The organism is Dinghuibacter sp., assembly GCF_035492835.1.
Taxonomy (GTDB): domain Bacteria; phylum Bacteroidota; class Bacteroidia; order Chitinophagales; family Chitinophagaceae; genus Dinghuibacter.
On sequence record NZ_DATJIY010000145.1, the window covers coordinates 15,301 to 33,863 of the forward strand.

At 56.1% G+C, this 18,563-nt stretch carries 17 protein-coding genes; 4 read left to right on the top strand and 13 right to left on the bottom strand.

The genetic code is table 11. The features are described 5' to 3' along the window. Positions 1-221 precede the first annotated feature (221 nt). Positions 222-701, top strand: coding sequence for a MauE/DoxX family redox-associated membrane protein (locus VL547_RS13370; RefSeq protein WP_325578552.1), 480 nt, complete (start codon positions 222-224; stop codon positions 699-701). Next, positions 698-982 (top strand): hypothetical protein, encoded by a 285-nt coding sequence (locus VL547_RS13375; RefSeq protein WP_325578554.1) that lies wholly within the window; start codon positions 698-700, stop codon positions 980-982. The genes VL547_RS13370 and VL547_RS13375 overlap by 4 nt, the downstream gene beginning before the upstream one ends. A 45-nt stretch (positions 983-1,027) precedes the next feature. Here VL547_RS13375 and VL547_RS13380 read toward each other — a convergent pair whose 3' ends face one another. From VL547_RS13380 to VL547_RS13400, 5 genes are all read right to left on the bottom strand, one after another. Then, positions 1,028-2,410, bottom strand: coding sequence for a RagB/SusD family nutrient uptake outer membrane protein (locus VL547_RS13380; RefSeq protein ID WP_325578556.1), 1,383 nt, complete (start codon positions 2,408-2,410; stop codon positions 1,028-1,030). A gap of 1 nt (position 2,411) precedes the next feature. Continuing rightward, complete coding sequence (locus tag VL547_RS13385) at positions 2,412-5,870, bottom strand: SusC/RagA family TonB-linked outer membrane protein (protein WP_325578558.1); 3,459 nt, start codon at positions 5,868-5,870, stop codon at positions 2,412-2,414. 46 nt (positions 5,871-5,916) lie between these two features. Next, the gene (locus VL547_RS13390; RefSeq protein WP_325578561.1) at positions 5,917-7,029 is read right to left on the bottom strand and encodes a FecR family protein; all 1,113 of its coding nucleotides are present in this window, start codon (positions 7,027-7,029) and stop codon (positions 5,917-5,919) included. Between the two features lie 254 nt (positions 7,030-7,283). Continuing rightward, the gene (locus VL547_RS13395; protein WP_325578563.1) at positions 7,284-8,414 is read right to left on the bottom strand and encodes a Gfo/Idh/MocA family oxidoreductase; all 1,131 of its coding nucleotides are present in this window, start codon (positions 8,412-8,414) and stop codon (positions 7,284-7,286) included. Positions 8,415-8,443: 29 nt separating this feature from the next. Then, positions 8,444-8,962: a hypothetical protein gene (locus VL547_RS13400; protein WP_325578565.1), complete on the bottom strand. Its 519-nt coding sequence runs from the start codon at positions 8,960-8,962 to the stop codon at positions 8,444-8,446. A 173-nt stretch (positions 8,963-9,135) separates the two neighbouring features. Here VL547_RS13400 and VL547_RS13405 point away from each other — a divergent pair, with 173 nt between their 5' ends. Next, the gene (locus VL547_RS13405; protein WP_325578567.1) at positions 9,136-9,597 is read left to right on the top strand and encodes a hypothetical protein; all 462 of its coding nucleotides are present in this window, start codon (positions 9,136-9,138) and stop codon (positions 9,595-9,597) included. A gap of 100 nt (positions 9,598-9,697) precedes the next feature. Here VL547_RS13405 and VL547_RS13410 read toward each other — a convergent pair whose 3' ends face one another. From VL547_RS13410 to VL547_RS13430, 5 genes are all read right to left on the bottom strand, one after another. Beyond that, on the bottom strand, positions 9,698-10,468 hold the full coding sequence (locus VL547_RS13410; protein ID WP_325578569.1) for a porin family protein: 771 nt from the start codon (positions 10,466-10,468) through the stop codon (positions 9,698-9,700). A 42-nt stretch (positions 10,469-10,510) separates the two neighbouring features. Continuing rightward, complete coding sequence (locus tag VL547_RS13415; protein WP_325578571.1) at positions 10,511-11,713, bottom strand: NAD(P)/FAD-dependent oxidoreductase; 1,203 nt, start codon at positions 11,711-11,713, stop codon at positions 10,511-10,513. Between the two features lie 134 nt (positions 11,714-11,847). Next, entirely contained in the window at positions 11,848-12,639 is a 792-nt protein-coding gene (locus tag VL547_RS13420; RefSeq protein ID WP_325578573.1) for an alpha/beta fold hydrolase, read from the bottom strand. A 151-nt stretch (positions 12,640-12,790) separates the two neighbouring features. Next, complete coding sequence (locus VL547_RS13425; protein ID WP_325578575.1) at positions 12,791-13,387, bottom strand: short chain dehydrogenase; 597 nt, start codon at positions 13,385-13,387, stop codon at positions 12,791-12,793. Beyond that, complete coding sequence (locus tag VL547_RS13430; protein ID WP_325578577.1) at positions 13,384-13,764, bottom strand: carboxymuconolactone decarboxylase family protein; 381 nt, start codon at positions 13,762-13,764, stop codon at positions 13,384-13,386. Before VL547_RS13430 ends, VL547_RS13425 begins: the two co-directional genes overlap by 4 nt. Before the next feature lie 133 nt (positions 13,765-13,897). Here VL547_RS13430 and VL547_RS13435 point away from each other — a divergent pair, with 133 nt between their 5' ends. Then, positions 13,898-14,248, top strand: coding sequence for a helix-turn-helix domain-containing protein (locus VL547_RS13435; RefSeq protein WP_325578579.1), 351 nt, complete (start codon positions 13,898-13,900; stop codon positions 14,246-14,248). Positions 14,249-14,279: 31 nt separating this feature from the next. On the opposite strand, the gene VL547_RS13440 is transcribed toward VL547_RS13435, so the two are convergent. From VL547_RS13440 to VL547_RS13450, 3 genes are read right to left on the bottom strand one after another with little or no spacing between them, the layout of a single operon-like run. Further along, the gene (locus VL547_RS13440; RefSeq protein WP_325578581.1) at positions 14,280-14,573 is read right to left on the bottom strand and encodes a hypothetical protein; all 294 of its coding nucleotides are present in this window, start codon (positions 14,571-14,573) and stop codon (positions 14,280-14,282) included. Positions 14,574-14,596: 23 nt separating this feature from the next. After that, positions 14,597-16,951: an ABC transporter permease gene (locus tag VL547_RS13445; RefSeq protein WP_325578583.1), complete on the bottom strand. Its 2,355-nt coding sequence runs from the start codon at positions 16,949-16,951 to the stop codon at positions 14,597-14,599. A 55-nt stretch (positions 16,952-17,006) separates the two neighbouring features. Then, positions 17,007-18,560 carry a PepSY domain-containing protein gene (locus VL547_RS13450; protein WP_325578585.1) on the bottom strand — a complete coding sequence of 518 codons (1,554 nt, stop codon included), beginning with the start codon at positions 18,558-18,560 and terminating at the stop codon, positions 17,007-17,009. Positions 18,561-18,563 lie beyond the last annotated feature (3 nt).

The following is an 18,563-nucleotide window of genomic DNA, read 5'->3' on the forward strand; positions in this document are numbered from 1 at the left end:
GACGCAGTTTTACTCCATCAAGACGCGCGCCAATCATCCATAAAACATACACCACCTTCGCACAACTTTTTGCTGCGTCCTGTGGAAAAGTTCATCGACCGGAAATTGGTTGAGGTTGATATTCCGATTTTTTAAAATCGTAATATCGATTATAACCTAACAGCTACCCCTGGGGTCATTTGCATCCAGGGCCGCTACTCTGAAACCAAAAACCAAGTCCGATGAAAAAAGGCGTCCTTGTCGAGGTCTGTTCGTTCCTCCTTATCCTGCTTTTCGTGTATGCCGCGTCCAGCAAGCTTTTCGGGTTCGAAAAATTCCATGGCCAACTGTATCTCTATCCCCTTGTAAAACACTTCCCCTTATTAACCGCCATCAGCGTTATCAGCGCTGAACTGATAATCTCAGCCCTGCTCCTTTTTCCTGCCACCCGGCTGTGGGGCTTCGCCGGCTCCGCCATCCTGCTGGTCTCCTTCACCGTTTACCTCTCAGCTTCAATAATGTCACATAAACACCTCCCGTGTTCGTGCGGCGGCGTTATCCAGTACATGTCCTGGAAGCAGCACATCGTATTCAATCTAGGCTTCCTCGCGCTGTCGCTAGCGGGCGGCGCGTCTATCATAAACAACAGGAGTAGCCGAAAACCTGTAGAATCGAGTAGGCAACAAAATCAAAATCCAACCGTAAAATTATTTCAAGCATGAAAAAAATTGGCTTTGGCATTTTAGCCGTGGCATTGGCCGTCGCAGGATCGGCGTTTACTGCGCCGAAGAAGGATTTAAACAATGTTTACTATTTCCCGCTTAACAATCTAGGTCAACCGCAAAGCATTTCCACGCTTCCGCAGACTGAGAACCCTTTTAGCTGCCCAGGTCGGGCCACGCCCTGCTCTGCAGGATACGCCACCTACGTGCAAAACCCCGATAATTCTTATTCTGCAACCGGCACTATGGTAAGCGGAACAGAAGAATATGTAGGTGATTAATATTTGTTGGTGCCGCTCCCCGCCAAGGGAGCGGCACCCGCCCAATCATTGGGGATTTTGAATCCATGTAGGATTCGCGGACATGACATTGTCCGGTATCGGGTAAGTATATCTATTGCTGTTGGGTAATAACGTATAAGGAAAACCTTCGCACGTGCGATGTAAGGTCACTTCGAATGTCGGCTCAAAATTTAGCCGCCTAAGGTCCATCCATCGGATGCCCCTCATAACCAGTTCCTTCCTCCTCTCGGAAAGCGCCAAAGCCAGGACATCCTTGACAGACGTCACCACCGGGGAAATATATTTGTGATACCTGTAACGCTTAGACAACAGCGTGCGCAAGTCATTCATGGCGGTGCCCGTGTCGTTATTTCTTGCCGCACATTCTGCATGCATCAGATAGACTTCGTCAGTGGCAATACCTCCATATGGATTAAAAGAGCCGTCATAACTCTTTTGGAGATAGCCGGGATTCCCGCCATAAAAAATCTTCGGTCGCAAATCACCATTGGCGGTATCATAACTTCTGAATAGACTTGAATCTACAAAACCGAATAAAGTTGGACCTGAACGGAGCAATAAACAATCGAACAAATTTTCCGGGTTTGAGCGCTGAACGGTTTGATTTGCCGAGTCCAATGTGTAGAAATCCATTAAGGTGCTATTCTCACCAAGCGAGGCTTCTGCATACGTGTAGGCAGAGTCATATTTTCTCATAGACATAAACACCCGAGCAAGCAGGGCATATGCGGCGGGCCGGCAAGGGCGCGTCGGATAACTGGCCTGAACTGGAAGCAAGCTCAAGTATTGTTCCAGGTCTTGAATGATTTGTTTATATGTATCGGCAACTGTCGATCGGTGCAATGATTCGTTGATGTCGGCTGACATGCGGAGTGGTATACCATATGTCTTGTCAAGCACCGAATCCTGATAAGGGGGCGAAAAAATTTGCGCAAGGTTGTAAAAGAAAAATGCCCGGTAAAAATGCGCACTGCCCATTAAATTGTTCCATTCCGTCTGTTGCGCGGCGGGTACGTTCATACCACTGATTCCGGTTATGACTTCGTTGGCATAAAGTATAGCGGTATATGGCTTGTCCCAGTCGGCGATGTCAGCACCGGGATATGGATTCACGGCCCAAATATATTCCAGCTCCTCTTGCTCATTAAACTGCTTGTAATAATTAGAATCTGAGATATAATAGTCTGTCGTAGCTATTTCTCCCAAGCTTGGCGCCACCCCCTGATTCAATTCGCCATTCATCGCATTGTCGTTGTCTAAAATCGCTTGAAAGTCCTGGAGTGTCGTGGGCACTACGAGGGATTGATCGGGTTTCTGAGAAAGAAAATCCGATTTGCTGCAGCCTGCTAGCCATGCGGAAAGTAGGACCGCGGTGCCCAAGTTTCTAATCATCTGCTTTACAATCATGCTAAAAATTGAATGATGTCCCAATTGATAGAGATGCCGCAGTCAGCGTATTATTGTTGTAGTAAGGGTCTATATTATATTTGTTCGCTCGCCAGATAATACCCAGATTGGAGGCATAGACATAAAATTGAAGATGCTCGAAGGGCAACCGCCGCCATTGGCTTTTCCCCAAATCATAGCTTAATCGAATATCTTCAAGTCGTATATTATCCGCCCTGTTTACCAAGACACTGGAAAATGCATAAAATACATCCCGGTTTCCCTGGTATTGCGGCGCCGACGCGGAAGGCACATATGTCCGCTTTTCATCCCCTGGCTTCTGCCAGCGGAGGCTATAGTCCGAACTTCCCAAATTAGTTTGATATAGATTTACATAGTTAATCGAGGTGCGCCTAAAATAATAGTCGAACTTGTAACTAACATTCACGGATAAAGACACGCCCTTATAACTGACATCATTCCTTAATGAGCCGAAAAATACCGGTTCGGCCGATCCATTGTACACCATATCGCTCAGCGCCGTTTGCGACGTTATTGTCGCATAGTCCTCAGAAGTGTGTGCTGCAATGTAACCTTGGGGATTGCCGACAGAATCCAGTCCTTTCCAGCGATAGCTGAAGTAGGCAAAGACGGGTTTCCCCAATACTGGGTTAATGTTGGTAGACGCCTCGTTCACATAATTGATCCCCACCGCCGGTGCCGGCATGTCGAACTTCGTAACATGGGTGGTAGAATAACTGAAGACCAATGTAGAATACCATTTGATCCCGTCAGTCAAATTACGTGATGTTAGTCGAAGATCAATGCCTTTGCCCTTCATCGAGGCTACATTACCGTAAAATGTGGATACACCGAGGGTCGGATCGACCGGAGCCTGGGCCATAAGGTCGTTGTCATGTTTTACATACCATTCGATGCTACCGTCAATTGTTCGGTTCCTGGTCGAAAAATCAATACCGATATTCATGGTGCCAATGCGTTCCCAACGGAGCTTTTCATTGGGGGGATTGTTGATCGAACCCCTGGTGATCGGGTTGGTCAACGAAGGAAAGTTAGTAATAGTCGTTAAGGCAGAAGCCAACCTGCTTATGTTGCCATTGTAACCATATGACGCCCTTAACTTTAGAAACGGAAGCCAACCGGCACGGTAAAACGGCTCCCGGCTAACGAACCAACCGGCTCCGGCTGACCAAAGGGGTGTGCCCTTTTCATTGGTATTAACCCCAAATAGGTTTGCCTCGTCCTTTCGGGCGCCAGCAGAAAAGGTAAGTCGATTGCTATAGGTATAAGAAGCGTTAGCGTAGTAAGACAGAAAATCGTCCTCAGTCTGTGAAACACCAACTGGGTTTTGTATCGTGGCGTAAGTGTTTAATCCAAATTGTTTGTATGACGTGTTGAAATCCATGTTGCTAACATATGACTCGGAATTCGGATCGTACCCGTAGTTTCGATGAGCATTACCGGAAGTGACAACACGCCTGATCTCCCATCCCGCAAGGAAGTCTAAGTGGTGTACTTTCCAGGTGTTGTTGTAATTGATTTGAGCTCTGCCTTGTTGGCTGGTCAATGCCTGGCTACTTAGGTCAAGGATACCGCCAATGGGGATCGGGTAAACGAGCGTGTTGTTTGAGCCTAACTGCGTGAATAGGTTTATGAGGTTTCGGACAGTGTAAGAGGAGTCGTTCGAGTAAATGTTTTGATCCATCAATTGGTTTTCAAATTGATACCTCAATTCCACATTCAGCGACTTGGAAAACTTATACTGAATCGCTCCGTCTAACAAATAGTCACGGGTTGTCGTTGTGTTTTTTACATTATACAAATCTGCCACCGGTTCATATTCCCACGGGAGCAAGCCCGAGGCCTCCGCCGTTTGTATGAATTGTTGGGAATAATCAAGGTATACTGGAAGTGGGTTGCCCTTCGTATCCACAAGATGAGTATATGTTGGCATCGCCTGGCGACTCCTGCTTGGAAAACTTTGATTGGGATTATTGCCTTTCTGATTTATATTTTCGACATAATTGACTACAGCGTCGACCTTTAATTTTGGGGAGATCTTAAAAGTATTCTTGGAACGGAGGGTTACACGATCATCCTTGTCTGTAACTACGTTAGGCACGTCATGATCCCATCCAGCCGATAAATAATAATTGATATTCTCTGTATTGCCACTCACGTTAACAGAATGCTGCTGGTTAACGCTCGTCTGGTAGAAATATTTCTTCTCGTCGTTACGCACATCGTGTGAACGCATCGAATTAAAAATCGCATTAGTATCCGCCGCACTAATGGCGCCTGATTTTAATTGGTCGAGAATATATGCAGCCTGAGGCAATGGATAGTAGGTTGGCGCCCCGGAATTGTAATACCCCTGCCAATACAACTGCTGCTCGAGGTTGACCGCGTCCGCGCTCGAAATCCAATCCAAATTAAACAACCCCGGCCTCCCCTGGACCGTAACGGAAGAGTTCACGGAAACGAGCGGCCGCGACGTCTTCCCGCTTTTAGTGGTGATCACGATCACCCCGTTGCCGGCGCGGGCGCCCCATATGGAGGCGGAGGCGGCGTCTTTGAGGATGGTGATGCTTTCGACGTCGTTGGGGTTTATGTTGGACAGGCTACCGTCGTAGGGGAAGTTGTCGACGACGACCAGTGGGGCGGCGTTGGCGAAGAGGGTGCCGCGGCCGCGGATCAGCATGGCGTCGTCGGCGGCGGCGTCGCCGTGGTTGACGAGCAGGCCGGGCGTGAGGTTTTCGATGCGATCCAGGATGTTGGTGGTGACGGAGCGGTCGATGAGCTCATGGTTGATGAAGTCGAAGCTGCCGGTCTGTCGTTCCTGCGCCAGGGTCTGGTAGCCGGTGGACAGCTCGACGGACACGTTGCTCATCGACTGCATGACCGGCTTCATGGTGAGGACGACGGTGGCGATGCCTTTGGTTTTGACCAGCTGGCGGCCGTAGCCAACGTGGGTGACCAGAAGGACGGCGTCGCCGGGAACGGCGGGGAGGGAGAACCGGCCGTCGGCGTCGGTGGCGGTTGCCCCCGCCGAGCCGTAAAGGGAAATCGACACGCCTTCAAAGGGATCTCCCTTTTCGTCCATGACCCTGCCGCTGATGACCCGCGGGCCATCGCTCAGATCGGGCGGGGAAACGGTGAGGGGAACCGGGATGATGAGGACGGTCTTGTCTTCGACGGCCACCTTGTAGGTCAGTGGCTGGTCCTTGAAACAGCATTGCAGGACCTCGTCGATCGTGGCGTCCCTGATCGTGAAGGTCACGGGATGAGCCGCCGCCACGTAGCGGGAAACATAGCTGAAGTGATAACCTGTTTTCTTTTCAACCTCCTTTAGCACCTGTTTTAGAGGGGTATGGAAAAAAGACAGACTGATCGACTGGGTGTATCCCTTGCCCGACATCACTAAGCAGCATAAAAGAAGGAATGCTTGCAACAGTTTCATAGCCCATAATGTCAACCCCGGCGAAGGAGAACCCTCGCCCCCTTGCTTAGGGTGCGACGGTGACCGTCCGGCCGTCCAGCGTTAAATGACCGGCCTTGATGATTTCGAGGCGGTGCAGTAAGCTGTCCAGGGAGATCTCACGGGAGGCGTTGACCAACATGGTGTCAGAGAAAACCGCGCCCGGTTTTAGGGCAATGTCCACGTTATACCACCGGCCGATTTCCCGGGCGATCTCATCCAGGGTGCCGTTAATATAAAAATATCCTTGCTTCCATGCAACCGCCTTTTCCACGTCAGGGTCGGAAATTTGGGAAAAGCGGCCGGGAAGGGATACCACGACCTGGCCCGGTGTAAGCGCCAGGGTTTTGCCTTGGGCTTCGACCTGGACGGCGCCGTTAACGAGGCCGACGGTGACTTTGGCCTCGTCGGAGTAGGCTTTGACGTCGAAAACGGTGCCCAGAACGACGGTTTCGGTGCCCCTGGCCACCACGTGGAAGGGCAGGTTTTTGTCGTGGGCGACCTCGAAGTATCCTTCACCGTCCAGCTGGACCTTCCGTATGGCATCACTTTCCCCCATCCGGGAGAAATAGCTCAGCCGGCTGCCGGCATTCAGCCACACCTGGGAACCGTCGGGGAGGACCACATGAAAACGTTGTCCCTTGGTCGTGGTGAGGGTATTGGTGAGCGTCGAGGCTCCTTTGGCAGCAACATACGTGAGAGTGCCGTCCGGCGTTACACCGATGGAATTGCCGGCCTCCGTAGCCACCACGCCCCTGGCGCCGGCATCAAGCGGCAGCGAGCGACCGTCCGACAATTGGAGCGTGGCCCCATACCGGGCGGGAGGCACCGCAGCCGCCAATGTGTCAACGGGAGCATGTACGGGTTTGGGCTGGAGCATAAAATAGCCCGCAACCGCCAACAGGACCGCGGCCGCGGCGCCCGATATATAATAATAGACGGGATTGATCCTTCGGGTTGGGGACAACTGGATACGCCTTAGGAGTTCTTCATAGGCCTCCTTGGTTTCGATCGAGGCCCGTTCGTAGGCCTCCATCTGTTCCTGGATAAAGGCAGGGTCCTTCAGCCGCTCTTCGAGACTGGCGGCGGGGTTTCCGGGAATCGGCCCTTCGGCCATCGGGGGATCTTGTTTTTCCGACATAAACAGCTGCTGTTCTTCTAGGAACGTGTTACTCCAAAAATCGTTGTACGCCAGTCCATCGTATTTTTTATCTACGTATTTTTCTTACGTACTTATACATACGGAAGAGCCTCTCGTTGCCATCCAGTCCTGCGCCATAGACAACTTGCCGGTGTGGTGGCAAGCGCGTAAATGTACCTGAAGGATGCATACGTAAGGGGCCCGACGGTGGATTTCTTAAGTGGCCGGATTACTATAGCGCACGGGAATATTTATCATACTTGTCCAGGAGCGCCAAGCCGCACCTTTTGCCCCGTCCGCGCCGCATGGTAGATCGCGTCGATGATGGCGAGGTCCCTGACCGCTTCCTGCCCGTCGACCGGTACGACGGGTTGCTTCCCCTCCAGGAGTATCTGCGCCATCTCATCCATTTGCACGGTCTGGTGCGTCACGACGGGCGCCTGCAGCTCCCCTTGGTTCGTCCTTCCCTGGATCGGCCCGTAACCCGTGGCCGGGAACAGCTCCGCAAAACCCTTTTCCCCATCCAGGAAAAAGCGGTCCAGGTTGTTCAAATTATACGTGGACAGGCAAGACGCTACCGCACCACCGGGAAATCCCAGCTGGAATTGAATGGTTTCGTCTATGCCCTCCTTGAATTTGACGGGGTCCGTTTTGGTTTCCTGGGCGGTCACCCAGACGGGCTCTTCCCCGATCATGTACCGGGAGCCGTTGATCGAATAAATACCGATGTCCATCATCGCGCCGCCCCCGGATAGCTGGGGGTTTAACCGCCATTGCGTGGGGTCTCCTATGATGAACCCGCTGAGGCCCTGGAAAAAACGGATGCTTCCAAACGCCCCCTCCTTCCGCATTCGGATCACCTCGAGCGTGTGGGGTTCGAAATGCATACGATAACCCACGAGCAGCCGCACACCGGCCGCTTTGCAGGCGTCCACCATCGATTGGCCCTGGCGGGCGTTTACCGCCATCGGTTTTTCACATATGACGTGCTTGCCGGCTTTTGCCACGCGGAGCACCGCGTCGTGGTGGAGTGCGTTGGGCGTGATCACGTACACCGCGTCGATGTCCGGGTTGTCCTTGATCGCGTCGTACGTCTCGTAGTTGTAGCAATTTTTTTCGGGAATGCCATAGGTCGTCTGCCATTGCCTGATCTTGGCGGGTGTGCCGCTGATGACACCGACCAGCTTGGCGCGCGTACAACCGCGCATGGCCTCGGCTACCCGGGTGCCGTAGCTGCCAAGACCCATGATGGCGACGCGGAGGACGGGTCCGTCGGGGGTTTTAGGATCGGGAGACAATTCCTCCGCCCACCCCATACGGGGCAGCACGGAAAGCGCCAGCACCGAACCAGTGATCTGGTGCAGGAAAGAACGACGGGTGGTCATGATAGGGGTTTACCCTGAATGTAGACAATTTACCGGAATGTATACCGGGCCGCCATGCCAAAGTTCCCCACATAAAAATCGTCGTAATAATCATAGGGTTTGATAATGCCGACGGTCGGCCGGATGTCGGCGGATACGTCCAACGGGATCTTCGAGAACTTGTAGTCGACGCCCCCGGTAGGAAACACCCCCAGCCCAAAACCCCTGTAGTCGGAGTAGCTCGAAAACGTGTTGAAAGCGGTTACGCCCGCGCCCACGAACCAACGGAGACCCGGTACCGGTTTGATGTCGAAGTGGTACTGATAGCTCAGTGAGGCCGACACGTTGAACCAATTGTAGCCGATGACGCCGTAGTCGCGAAACCCTACATTGAGCTCCAGCGCCCCGGGGCTTTCTCCCAGGAAGGTCTTGAACGACGCCGAAACCAGGTCATAATAACCGTCGCCGATCCGGAGACCCAAGGCACTTTTGTAGGTGTCCTGGGCCTTCACGGAAGCGGCGGAAAGGAGAAACATCAGAGCGATAACGAAGTGCGGTATTTTCCTCATTGGGTGTGTTTGTTTTGTTAAAACTAGGGGCTCCTTCCCAGGGCAGGGGGAGTAACCGACGAACGACGCGATAAAATCGCTTACCAGCCTGTTATAAATATGTTATAACCGCACGCGGGATGTTGCTTTTGCCTCCGGCAGCGTTCTAAGAGGTATAATTAAAATGTACGGTTATGAAGAAGCTCATGATGATTCTACTCGCAGCTGGAATGGTATCGGTGGCTTCCGCCCAGCACGTTCATGTGGGCGGCGGGTATGGCGGGTATAGAGGTGGTTACGTCGTAAGAGGCTATGCGCCGGCCGTCGGATTTGGCTTTTACCCCGGTATGTATTGGGGCTATGGCTATCCTTACTGGAACTATCCCTATGGTTACCCCTACGGGCGCGTCCCGACCAAGCTCGAAATGCAGGTTTCCGATATCAAAGCGGATTACGCCGACCGGATCGCTTCGGTAAAGGCTGACAATACCTTGTCCGGTAAAGAAAGGAGACAGCAGATCCGTGACCTGAAGCACCAGCGGGACGATGCCGTTGCTAACACGGTTCGCAACTACTGGAAGACACCCGCCCCCGGTGCCCAGGCCCCTGTCCAGGCACAACCTCAGGCTCAGCCTCAGGTACAGCCTAACTCCTAGATCGGACCTTAAAACACCTAAAGTAAAAGGGCTTCCCGTGTAGAGGAAGCCCTTTTTATGTCAAGGCCGCAACGCGACGCCATCGTCGACGCGGCCGTGTCTATTTTTTACCAAACCAATACGCGTACCCGATCATCGCCGTGGCCGCGCCCGTATTATTCTTCCCGTTGGCGGAGCCCTTCTGGATATTGAGGAAGCCGTAATTGCCGCCACCCTCGACAAAGATGTCGTTCGTGCCAAAAGCATAGCTCAACCCGACGTTCCCCTCGATCCCGAAGTTGAAGGTGTGGATCTGGTCCTTGATGTCTGTGGTGCCGTCGAACGATTGCGGACCGGGGGAGATCTGTTGCTGCATTTCGGGGTCGAGATAGACGTTGCTGTTGCCGCTGGTCACCTGTTTCGCGGAAACATTGAAGCCTGCAAAGGGGCCGGCGTCGACGTATACGCGCCAGGGTGAGGTCTTGCCGAAGTTCCAGCCGAACTTGGCCAGGATGGGGACCATCAGGTAGTTCAGCTTGGCTTCGCTATTGTACGTCGCATAGAGATACGGGGGGAGCTGCGGATTCTGCTGGTAATACTCGGCGGGTGTCGTCAGGGCCTGGTACCCGTTCTTCTTGCCGCCCTGGGACGAATACTCGATCATTACCTCCAGGGAAAACAATTTTGAAACCTTGTACTCGCCGAAAACCCCGAAGTCGGGTCCCAGCCGGGAGGAGTACCCGCTGTTGAGCGGTGTTTCGGCGCTGCCTCCGGCAGACAGGTTCGGGATACTGAGACCGCCGCGGGCGCCAAGGGAAAAATTTTGTGCATTGGAAATATAACCGGTCAATAGAATGCCACCAAGGAGGAAGCAACGAATAGGAATTTTCATTTGAGCGCAGTTAAGTGAATAATGCACAAATGTAACGGTATCTCAGAAATCCACGGTATACCGATAATTCTGGTCCAGGGCGCTTTCCCCGAAAATGCCGATAAAAACCTTCATCATCCATTCCCCCAAACGCTCCTGGAGCGGGCTGACGGCCTTTTTGCGGTCGCGCTTGCGGCGGCCCTGGGCTATGATCTTGTCCACCCGGGGACGGCGGGCCCGTTCGAACTGGTCGAAAACGCCCGAGTAGCTTTCCTGACAATCGCGGAAAAGCCGCGCCAGGTAAAGAGCGTCCTCGAGCGCCAGCGATGCGCCCTGACCCGAGCTGGAAGGGACCGCGTGGGCGGCGTCCCCGATCAGGAGGACCTTTCCGGAGTGCCAGCTGGGCAAACGGTCCAGGCTAAGGTCATTCAGACGGAAGGCGCGCCCGGTCTCCCGGATGAGGTCGCTTACGGGGGAGGGATAGCCGGCAAAGCGCTCCAACATATCCGGGCAAACCGCTTCGGCCGGCAATTCCCCGACCGCCGCGTCTCCCAGCGGACGGTCCGCCTCGATGGTGCTCCACCACATCATTTGTCCATCTCCCGCACCCGTGTAGCCAAAGAAACCGGCGGAGCCGGGTATATAGGTAAGGCTGTGCTGCTCGACGCTCGTCACCGCCGGCACCGCGTCCGTCGGGACAAAACCACCCACGCCTATGAAGCCGGAGAATGCCGGTTGGGGCGTGTCCGGGAAGACAAGCGCCCTCGTACGGGAATGGATGCCGTCGGCTCCGATCAATACCGCGCCCGCGGCGCTCGAGCCGTCGCTGAAGTGCGCCACGATCTGCAACCCTTCGTCGGTGAGGCCGCTCAATTTTTTGCCATAGTGTATCTCAACGCCCTTTTCGCGGATCTCGTCCGTCAGGACTTCATAAACGGCGGCCCTGGTAAGGCTCACACCCGGTTGCTGGTACCGGTTGGGTTTGCCGTTGCGCATATGGGCGATAACCTTTCCCTTGACGCTGCGGAACCAATGGTCGTTGACCACCGAGCCGCGGGCGATGACACGGTCGGCCAGACCCAGCGTACCCAATATCTGCATGCCATTGGGCGCGATGTTAAAACCGGCGCCGCTGCCTTGTTTGTATTCCCGGGCCTCGTATACCGCGCAGGGGATGCCCGCTTTTTTTAGCGAAAGCGCCAGCGCGAGGCCGCCGATGCCGCCACCTATGACCAGGACTTTCGAAGAAGAATGGTAGTGTCTCATAATAGCTCGATTGTACGGGCAAAAGTAGCGGCGCGTCGTACCCGGGACAATGTCTATTAGGCGGATAAACGGGTAGGATCGGTGAGTGACGGCTTTTCGCCGGCGAGGCCGCCCGCCGTCGGCGCCGCGCGTATCTATCGCCCGAGTTGCCCCAGGAACGTCTCCAGCGCCTCGTTGAACGTCACCGGTGTCTCCATATTAGGCAGGTGGCCCGCCCCGGGAATGGTGACCAGCCGTGCGCCGGGGATGCGTGCCCGCATGGCTTCCATGACCGCCGGGGGCGTAAAATGGTCTTCCGCTCCGACGACGAGGAGCGTGGGCACGGCGATCGACGCCAGCGCCGCCGTGTGGTCCCTGCGCTCCGCCCGGCCGCGGTGGGCGGCGATGGCGGCCTCCGCGCGGGTGCCCGCCATCATGGCAAAGAGCGGGTCGTATACCACCCTGTTCTTAATCGAGGCGGGCGCAATGTACTCGTGTATGTGCTCCTCGGTGTATTGACGCATCCCGATGCGCCCGATGAGGGCGATCAGGTCCATCCGCCGCTGGTAGGTTTCGGGCGTCTCGCCGCGCGCGTCCGAGTCGGCAATGACAAGCGCCCGTACGCGCGCGGGGAACAACCGGTAGAAGTCCAGGGCGACCTGCCCCCCCATCGACAAACCGCAAACGACCGCCTTGTCGACGGCCAGCGCATCCAGGAGGTACGCGATGTCCAGCGCCATTTCGTCCAGCATGGTCCGGTATCCCTCACCCCCCGACTGACCGTAGCCCCGCAGGTCGGGCAGGATCAGCCGGTAGCGTTCCGCCAACGGCGCCTGGGCGTCCCACATCCTATGGTCGAAGGGGTGCCCATGGATAAAAACGATGGGGTCACCGCCGCCTATGTCTTTGTAGGCGATACGGGCGGCGCGGAGGGTCAGGAAAGGCATGCGGCTGATTTTGCGTGCAAATTAGGCCACAAATCGCAAGCAAAACAGATGCAGAGTTCGCAAAAATTAACAGAACAGATTCGCCGCACGGCGTTGCGGCCGAGCGACCAAACGCCGCGCGGGTCGCAGGGCGCGGCCGCCGGGCGACCCGCTAGTACACCTTTATCACCTCCCCGGTCCTCCGGCCCAGCACGCTCTTCGCGTATGCCTGTACCAGCCTGTCCATCGCCACCGGCGTATGTCCCGGAAAGTAAGGGAAGTACCCCGGAGAGTCTTCCACGACGCCGGGACTAATCACATTGACCCGCACCCCGCTGGCCAGTTCTATGGCCGCTGCCCGGGCAAAAGCCTCCAGACCGCCGTTGACGGCGCTCAGGTTGGCGCCCATCGGGACCGGATCGTCGGCCAGGATGCCACCGGTCAGTGTGAACGAACCCTTTGGCCGGACATAGTGCTGGCCGATCAATACCAGGTTGACCTGACCCAGGAGCTTGCTTTCGAGCCCGATCCGGAAGTGTGCGCCGGTCATTTCATCGAGCGGTCCGAAGTGACCTTCCCCCGCGGCGCAGATCAGCGCATCGAACGGTCCAACCTTTTTGTACATGGCTTCGATCGACGCGGAATCGGTAATGTTCGCCTGTACGTCCCCGCTCTTGGACCCGACCCTGACGACCTCGTGGTCCTTTTCAAAATAAGCCGTGATCCTTTTACCCAGGGTGCCGGAGGCACCTACGATGATGATTTTCATATATTTCGTTGCTTGAATACTTCTTTGGCCACCCGGAAGGCATTGCTGACGTTGACGCCCCCGGCGTAAAATAGCATTTGAAGGATGGTTTCCACGATTTCTTCCTTGCCGGCGCCCATGGTCAGGGCTGCGTCGATGTGCGCGTGGAGCTGGGGGGCGGCGGTTCCGCCCAGCGTCACGCACGACGCTATCAGCAGCAGCTCCCGCGTCTTCAGGTCCATACCGGGCCTGTTCATGATACCGTCGAGCGCCCACTCCAGGGTCATGTCGACGAAGTCGGGACAAACGTCGTTTAGCTCGTTTACCATCCGCTCTCCGAGGTGTCCGCCGTGTAACCTTTCCAGAAGGTCGCGGCCATTTTCATAACTCGTTTTCATAACACAAAGATGATCCATTACTGGATAAAAGGCAAGTAGTTACCGAAAAGTATAGTATTGACAAAAATGTCGTAATTTGGACCAGCCGCGTTTGCGGAGCGAAAAATTTTCGCATTCACAGGAAAAGAAATTTATGGAAAGAACGAGGTATCACGCCGCGACGGACTGCCCTATCACCGCCACCATCGACGTCATTGGCGGCAAATGGAAGCCGATCCTGATCTACTTGTTGCTGGAGGGTCCGCTGCGCTTTGGGGAGCTGCACCGGATTGTGCCGGGTATCGCGCTAAAGGTGCTGTCGCGCCAGCTGAAGGAGCTGGAGGAGGACGGTATCGTATCCAGGACCGTATACGCGGAGGTCCCGCCCCGCGTGGAATACGCGTTGACGGAAAAAGGGGAAAGCCTCAGGGAAATAATGCTGCAGCTCTCGCAGTGGAGCAGCGAGCGCCTGTTAAAGCAGCGCGCGGCCGCCGCCACGGCCTGACTGCCGCAATGGCCACCACGGGGGCCGAAGACTACTTGAACGTCACGGGATGCCCCTTCGGGTCCTTTAAAAACCCTTCCTTACATTCTTTGGAACAAAACCCGATAACCTTCCCATTCCAATGGATCGTATCCTCCATGCCCGCACTGGCCGGCATCCCGCAAAAGGGGTCTTTGGTGTTGTCAAGCATCGAAACCGGGTAGGTTTTTGTCGTATCCTGTGTCGGGGCGGGCCCAACCGAGGCGGCGGCCGCCGGGGCGCTATCCTGAGTATGACAGGCGGCCAGCCCGAGGGCCAGCAAGCCAGCGATAAACAATTGCTTCATAACGGCCCCAAAGGTACGGCAAATTATTCCGTTCGCAGGCTGTCGACCGGGTTGGCCAGCGCCGCGCGGATCGCCTGGTAGCTGACCGTCGCCAGCGCAATCAGCACCGCCCCCGCGCCAACCGCCGGAAATATCCACCAGTGCAGCGCCGTCCGGTACGAATAATCCGAGAGCCAACGGATCATGATCCAACCCGCCAGCGGTAACGCCACGAGACAGGAAATGCCGACGAGTAAAAGGAAATCGCGCGACAATAGCCCCGTCAAACCGGCCACCGAGGCGCCCAGCACCTTGCGGATACCGATCTCTTTTGTCCGGCGTTCGGCCGTAAAAGCCGCCAGGCCGAAGAGGCCCAGACAGGAGATCACTATGGCGAGCACCGCAAAGACCGCCGACAAACGACCGGTCATCTCTTCCGTTTTGAACTGTGCCGCGACGTCGTCGTCGAGGAATGTATACTCGAAGGGATAGGCGGGATCGAAACTTCGGACCACCTTACCCACCTTAGCCAGGCTGGCGGAAAGCTCACCCGGTCTGAGCGCGATGTTCAACGTCAGGTCCGTAGTGGTTTTCGGGTCGTAGTAAAAGATCAGCGGACCCCAGGAATGGTTGAAATCGTTGTAGATAAAATCCTTGAAGATACCCACCACGGTAATCTTCCAGTTCCCCGAAACGATCTGCGCTCCGACGTGTCCTTCTTTCCCCATCTGGGCCGCCATGGACTCATTGATCAGCACATTCGCGGTGTCCTGTCCGGTGGCATAGAAGTTCCTCCCCGACTTGAGCTGTACGTGCATGGTGGGCAGGTAGTCGGCATCCACCGCTTCCGCGCTCACCAGCGGGTTTTTGGTGGGGTCTTTACCCTGCCACGTATAGTCGTCGCCGTTGCTCCATATCGCCGTGATGGGGAAACCGCTGGCGGCCACGCTGGTGACCGCGCCCGTGTGCATCAACGCGTTTTTGAGCGCCTGGACGTGCGTAGCGCCGCCCGGTTTCAGGTTCAGATAGATCAGGTTGTCCTTTTTGTAGCCCATGTCCATGCGGTTCACATAGCGGACTTGGCTGTAGATCACGATCGTACAGACGATCAGCAAAATGGACACCGTGAACTGGGTAACCACCAGCCCTTTGCGGATAAACAAATTGCCCGCGGCGTTTTTTAACCGGAGCCCCTTGAATACCGTCACCGGGTTAAAAGAGGAAAGATAGAACGCCGGATAGCTCCCCGCCACCAGACCCGTCAGCAACCCGATGGCCACCAGCGCCGCCAGATGCCGGGGGTCGCGCAGCCGGAGCGACAGGTGTTCGTGCACCAGCTGGTTAAACCAGGGCAGTGCAAGGCTTAAAAGAAAAACCGACAACAGGACCGACAGAAAGGACAGCACCATCGCTTCACCGATAAACTGTCCGATCAGTTTCCGCCGGCGGGCGCCCATCGTTTTGCGGACACCTATTTCCCGGGCGCGTTGCTCGGAGCGGGCCGTGGCCAGGTTCATAAAGTTGATACACGCGATGAGCAGGATGATCCAGGCGATCAGCGTGAAAAGGCGCACATAGGTGATCTTTCCGCCGTCTTCCTTATCCCCTGTCCACTTGGCGTGCAGGTTCCAGTCCTTCATCGGCCAGAGAAAACACTCGGTCGTCATATCCGGTTTTTTGGTGGCCAGGTAGTGTTTGAGCGTCCGGTTTATGGCCGCCACGTCCGCGCCCGGCTCCAGCTCCACGTATGTTTCGGCGCCGTTGGCGCCCCAATAGGTCGACCACGGCTGTGCGTCCGAATAGACCTTGTAGGGGATCAGCCAGTCAAAGCGAAAACTGCAGTTCGCCGGGAGGTCGGTGAAAACGCCGGTTACGGTATACTCCTGTTTGTTGTCGACCTTCAACGCCCTCCCGACCGGGTTGACGTCGCCAAAAAAACGTCTGGCCATCGACGCGCTGATCACCACCGAATGCACCTCCCGGAAGGCGGACGGCCGGTCGCCATATACGAACGCCAGGTCGATCATCGAAAACAACGACGAGTCGGCGTATTTCCCCTGTTCGTTGATCCCTTTATCCCCCAGCGAAAACAACAGCCGGAACTGTTCTCCCAACAGCGTCCGCGCGGTATTGCGGATACCCGGGACCTCCTTTTTCACCGCCTCCGCCAGCGGTATCGGCTCGGCCTGGAAAACCTCGCGCTTGCCCTCGTACGTCTGCACCTCGAGGATCCTGTACAACCGGTCGTACTTCGGGAACATCCGGTTGTAGGAATATTCGTTCTCCACCCATAAAAAGATGAGGCTGGCGCAGGTGATCCCAATGGCCAGACCGGTGATGTTGAGCCACCCAAAGGTTCTGTTCCGTTTGACCAGGGAGCGAAGCGTGATCGTTAGCATGTAGCCGGGGTTTCAGGAGGGTGTGCAAAAAAACTGCCACGCCGTTAACTATTGTTTATGAATGTTTTATGCGATCTGCACCGTTCGCTTTCGATACACCGCGTTTGCGGTAGCGTACATACAGCGTCAGCCCCAACGCGACGACCACGATCTGCATCGCCGCCCAGAACATGGTGCTCGTGTCCTTTACCGGTTTACCGGCCCATCCCAGGAACTCGTGTTTGTGGAGCAGGGCGAAGCTATACGCCTCGGCCCGGTCCATGTCGTCTACCCGCACCGACAACCGGCCGCTCGACGTCTCCACGTAGTAGCGGTCGCTGGCATATGCCACCTTCCAGACGGGCAGGCGCTTGTCGGTGAAGTTGTACTCTCCCTCGAATCTGGTCAGGCAACGCGTGTCCTTTATGGCCGACAACGGCCGTCCGCTGAACTGCGCCGCCAGCGCCCTGGCATAACGGCGCTCTCCATCCGGGAGTGCCGCGCCGTCCGCGTCGGCAATGTACACGACCGGCGGTTGCGCGGCCGACATATCACGCATCAGGTCCTTCCGTGCGGAAGCGATTGGGCGTTGTTCCGCCCTGGCGAGCCGCCAATAACCCGCGCCACCGATGGCCACGAGGCTGACGTCCGTCGCCCGGGTCCAATCGGCCGGCCCCAAACGCAACGCGGCGGTGGCAAAGCGGTCACGCGCAAAGAACCTGTCCCGATCGTCGGGCCGCAACTGTACCAGCGCATGGTATGCCCCGCTGAACGTGAACATGAGCGTGAAGAGCGACACCACGATCGCCGTATACCGGTGGAGGCGCCTGGACCGCACATAGCGGTTACCCGGTACCGGTTTGCTCTTTGTCGCGAAGAATATCCAGATACCCAGTACCGTCGTGACAAAGGCCGCGCCCAACAGCAGAGCCTCCGCCACCAACCGGCCCCGACCCAGGAAGCTGAGCCATTGATAGGTATGGATGTATTCGAAAACCCGGTTGAAGGCCGCCCGCCGGTTGTCCACCGCCAGCGCAAAACGGTCCTGCGCGGTCTCGACATAGACGCGGATGCCGTCCGCGCGGCCAAAGGATACCTTGTAGACCGGCAGCAGCCGGTTGACCGGGTTGTAGCCCTCGTCGAACGCGGTGAGCCGCACCTCGTCAGTGACTGGGCTGCCGGCCGCGTTCAACACGGCGTAGGTGGCGGCGGTACAGCAATCCGGCAACGGCGCGGAGGGAGCCGCCGCCCTGCCGGGCGTTCCCTCCAGAAAAGCCCGGGCCAGGTACTGCGCATAGAGCCAGTCGCCCTTCGGTAGCATCTGACCCGTCCGCGCGCTGACATACGACGGCACGTCAAGCTCGCCCCGCCGGACCTGGTAGAACCAGCTGGTATCCATGTGCACCAGCCGCAGGTGGGATATGGTGTCGATTCCGGCCATGCGCAGCGCGACCGACGGCGGGAGCGGGCAACGGCCCACGTCGATCGTTTCAGCCGGCAGCCCCTGGGTCGCGACGCGGGGTCGCATATTGGTCATGATGGGATGCAAAAATCCGCTGCCCGCCGATAAGACGACGGGAAGGGCGATGATCAGCGAGAGTCGCCGGTGCCAGCGATATAGTCGTTTCATACC

Coding starts and splice junctions, on each gene's coding strand:
- VL547_RS13370 (WP_325578552.1), top strand. CDS start 222: ATGAAAAAAGGCGTCCTTGTCGAGGTCTGTTCGTTCCTCCTTATCCTG.
- VL547_RS13375 (WP_325578554.1), top strand. CDS start 698: ATGAAAAAAATTGGCTTTGGCATTTTAGCCGTGGCATTGGCCGTCGCA.
- VL547_RS13380 (WP_325578556.1), bottom strand. CDS start 2,410: ATGATTGTAAAGCAGATGATTAGAAACTTGGGCACCGCGGTCCTACTT.
- VL547_RS13385 (WP_325578558.1), bottom strand. CDS start 5,870: ATGAAACTGTTGCAAGCATTCCTTCTTTTATGCTGCTTAGTGATGTCG.
- VL547_RS13390 (WP_325578561.1), bottom strand. CDS start 7,029: ATGTCGGAAAAACAAGATCCCCCGATGGCCGAAGGGCCGATTCCCGGA.
- VL547_RS13395 (WP_325578563.1), bottom strand. CDS start 8,414: ATGACCACCCGTCGTTCTTTCCTGCACCAGATCACTGGTTCGGTGCTG.
- VL547_RS13400 (WP_325578565.1), bottom strand. CDS start 8,962: ATGAGGAAAATACCGCACTTCGTTATCGCTCTGATGTTTCTCCTTTCC.
- VL547_RS13405 (WP_325578567.1), top strand. CDS start 9,136: ATGAAGAAGCTCATGATGATTCTACTCGCAGCTGGAATGGTATCGGTG.
- VL547_RS13410 (WP_325578569.1), bottom strand. CDS start 10,468: ATGAAAATTCCTATTCGTTGCTTCCTCCTTGGTGGCATTCTATTGACC.
- VL547_RS13415 (WP_325578571.1), bottom strand. CDS start 11,713: ATGAGACACTACCATTCTTCTTCGAAAGTCCTGGTCATAGGTGGCGGC.
- VL547_RS13420 (WP_325578573.1), bottom strand. CDS start 12,639: ATGCCTTTCCTGACCCTCCGCGCCGCCCGTATCGCCTACAAAGACATA.
- VL547_RS13425 (WP_325578575.1), bottom strand. CDS start 13,387: ATGAAAATCATCATCGTAGGTGCCTCCGGCACCCTGGGTAAAAGGATC.
- VL547_RS13430 (WP_325578577.1), bottom strand. CDS start 13,764: ATGAAAACGAGTTATGAAAATGGCCGCGACCTTCTGGAAAGGTTACAC.
- VL547_RS13435 (WP_325578579.1), top strand. CDS start 13,898: ATGGAAAGAACGAGGTATCACGCCGCGACGGACTGCCCTATCACCGCC.
- VL547_RS13440 (WP_325578581.1), bottom strand. CDS start 14,573: ATGAAGCAATTGTTTATCGCTGGCTTGCTGGCCCTCGGGCTGGCCGCC.
- VL547_RS13445 (WP_325578583.1), bottom strand. CDS start 16,951: ATGCTAACGATCACGCTTCGCTCCCTGGTCAAACGGAACAGAACCTTT.
- VL547_RS13450 (WP_325578585.1), bottom strand. CDS start 18,560: ATGAAACGACTATATCGCTGGCACCGGCGACTCTCGCTGATCATCGCC.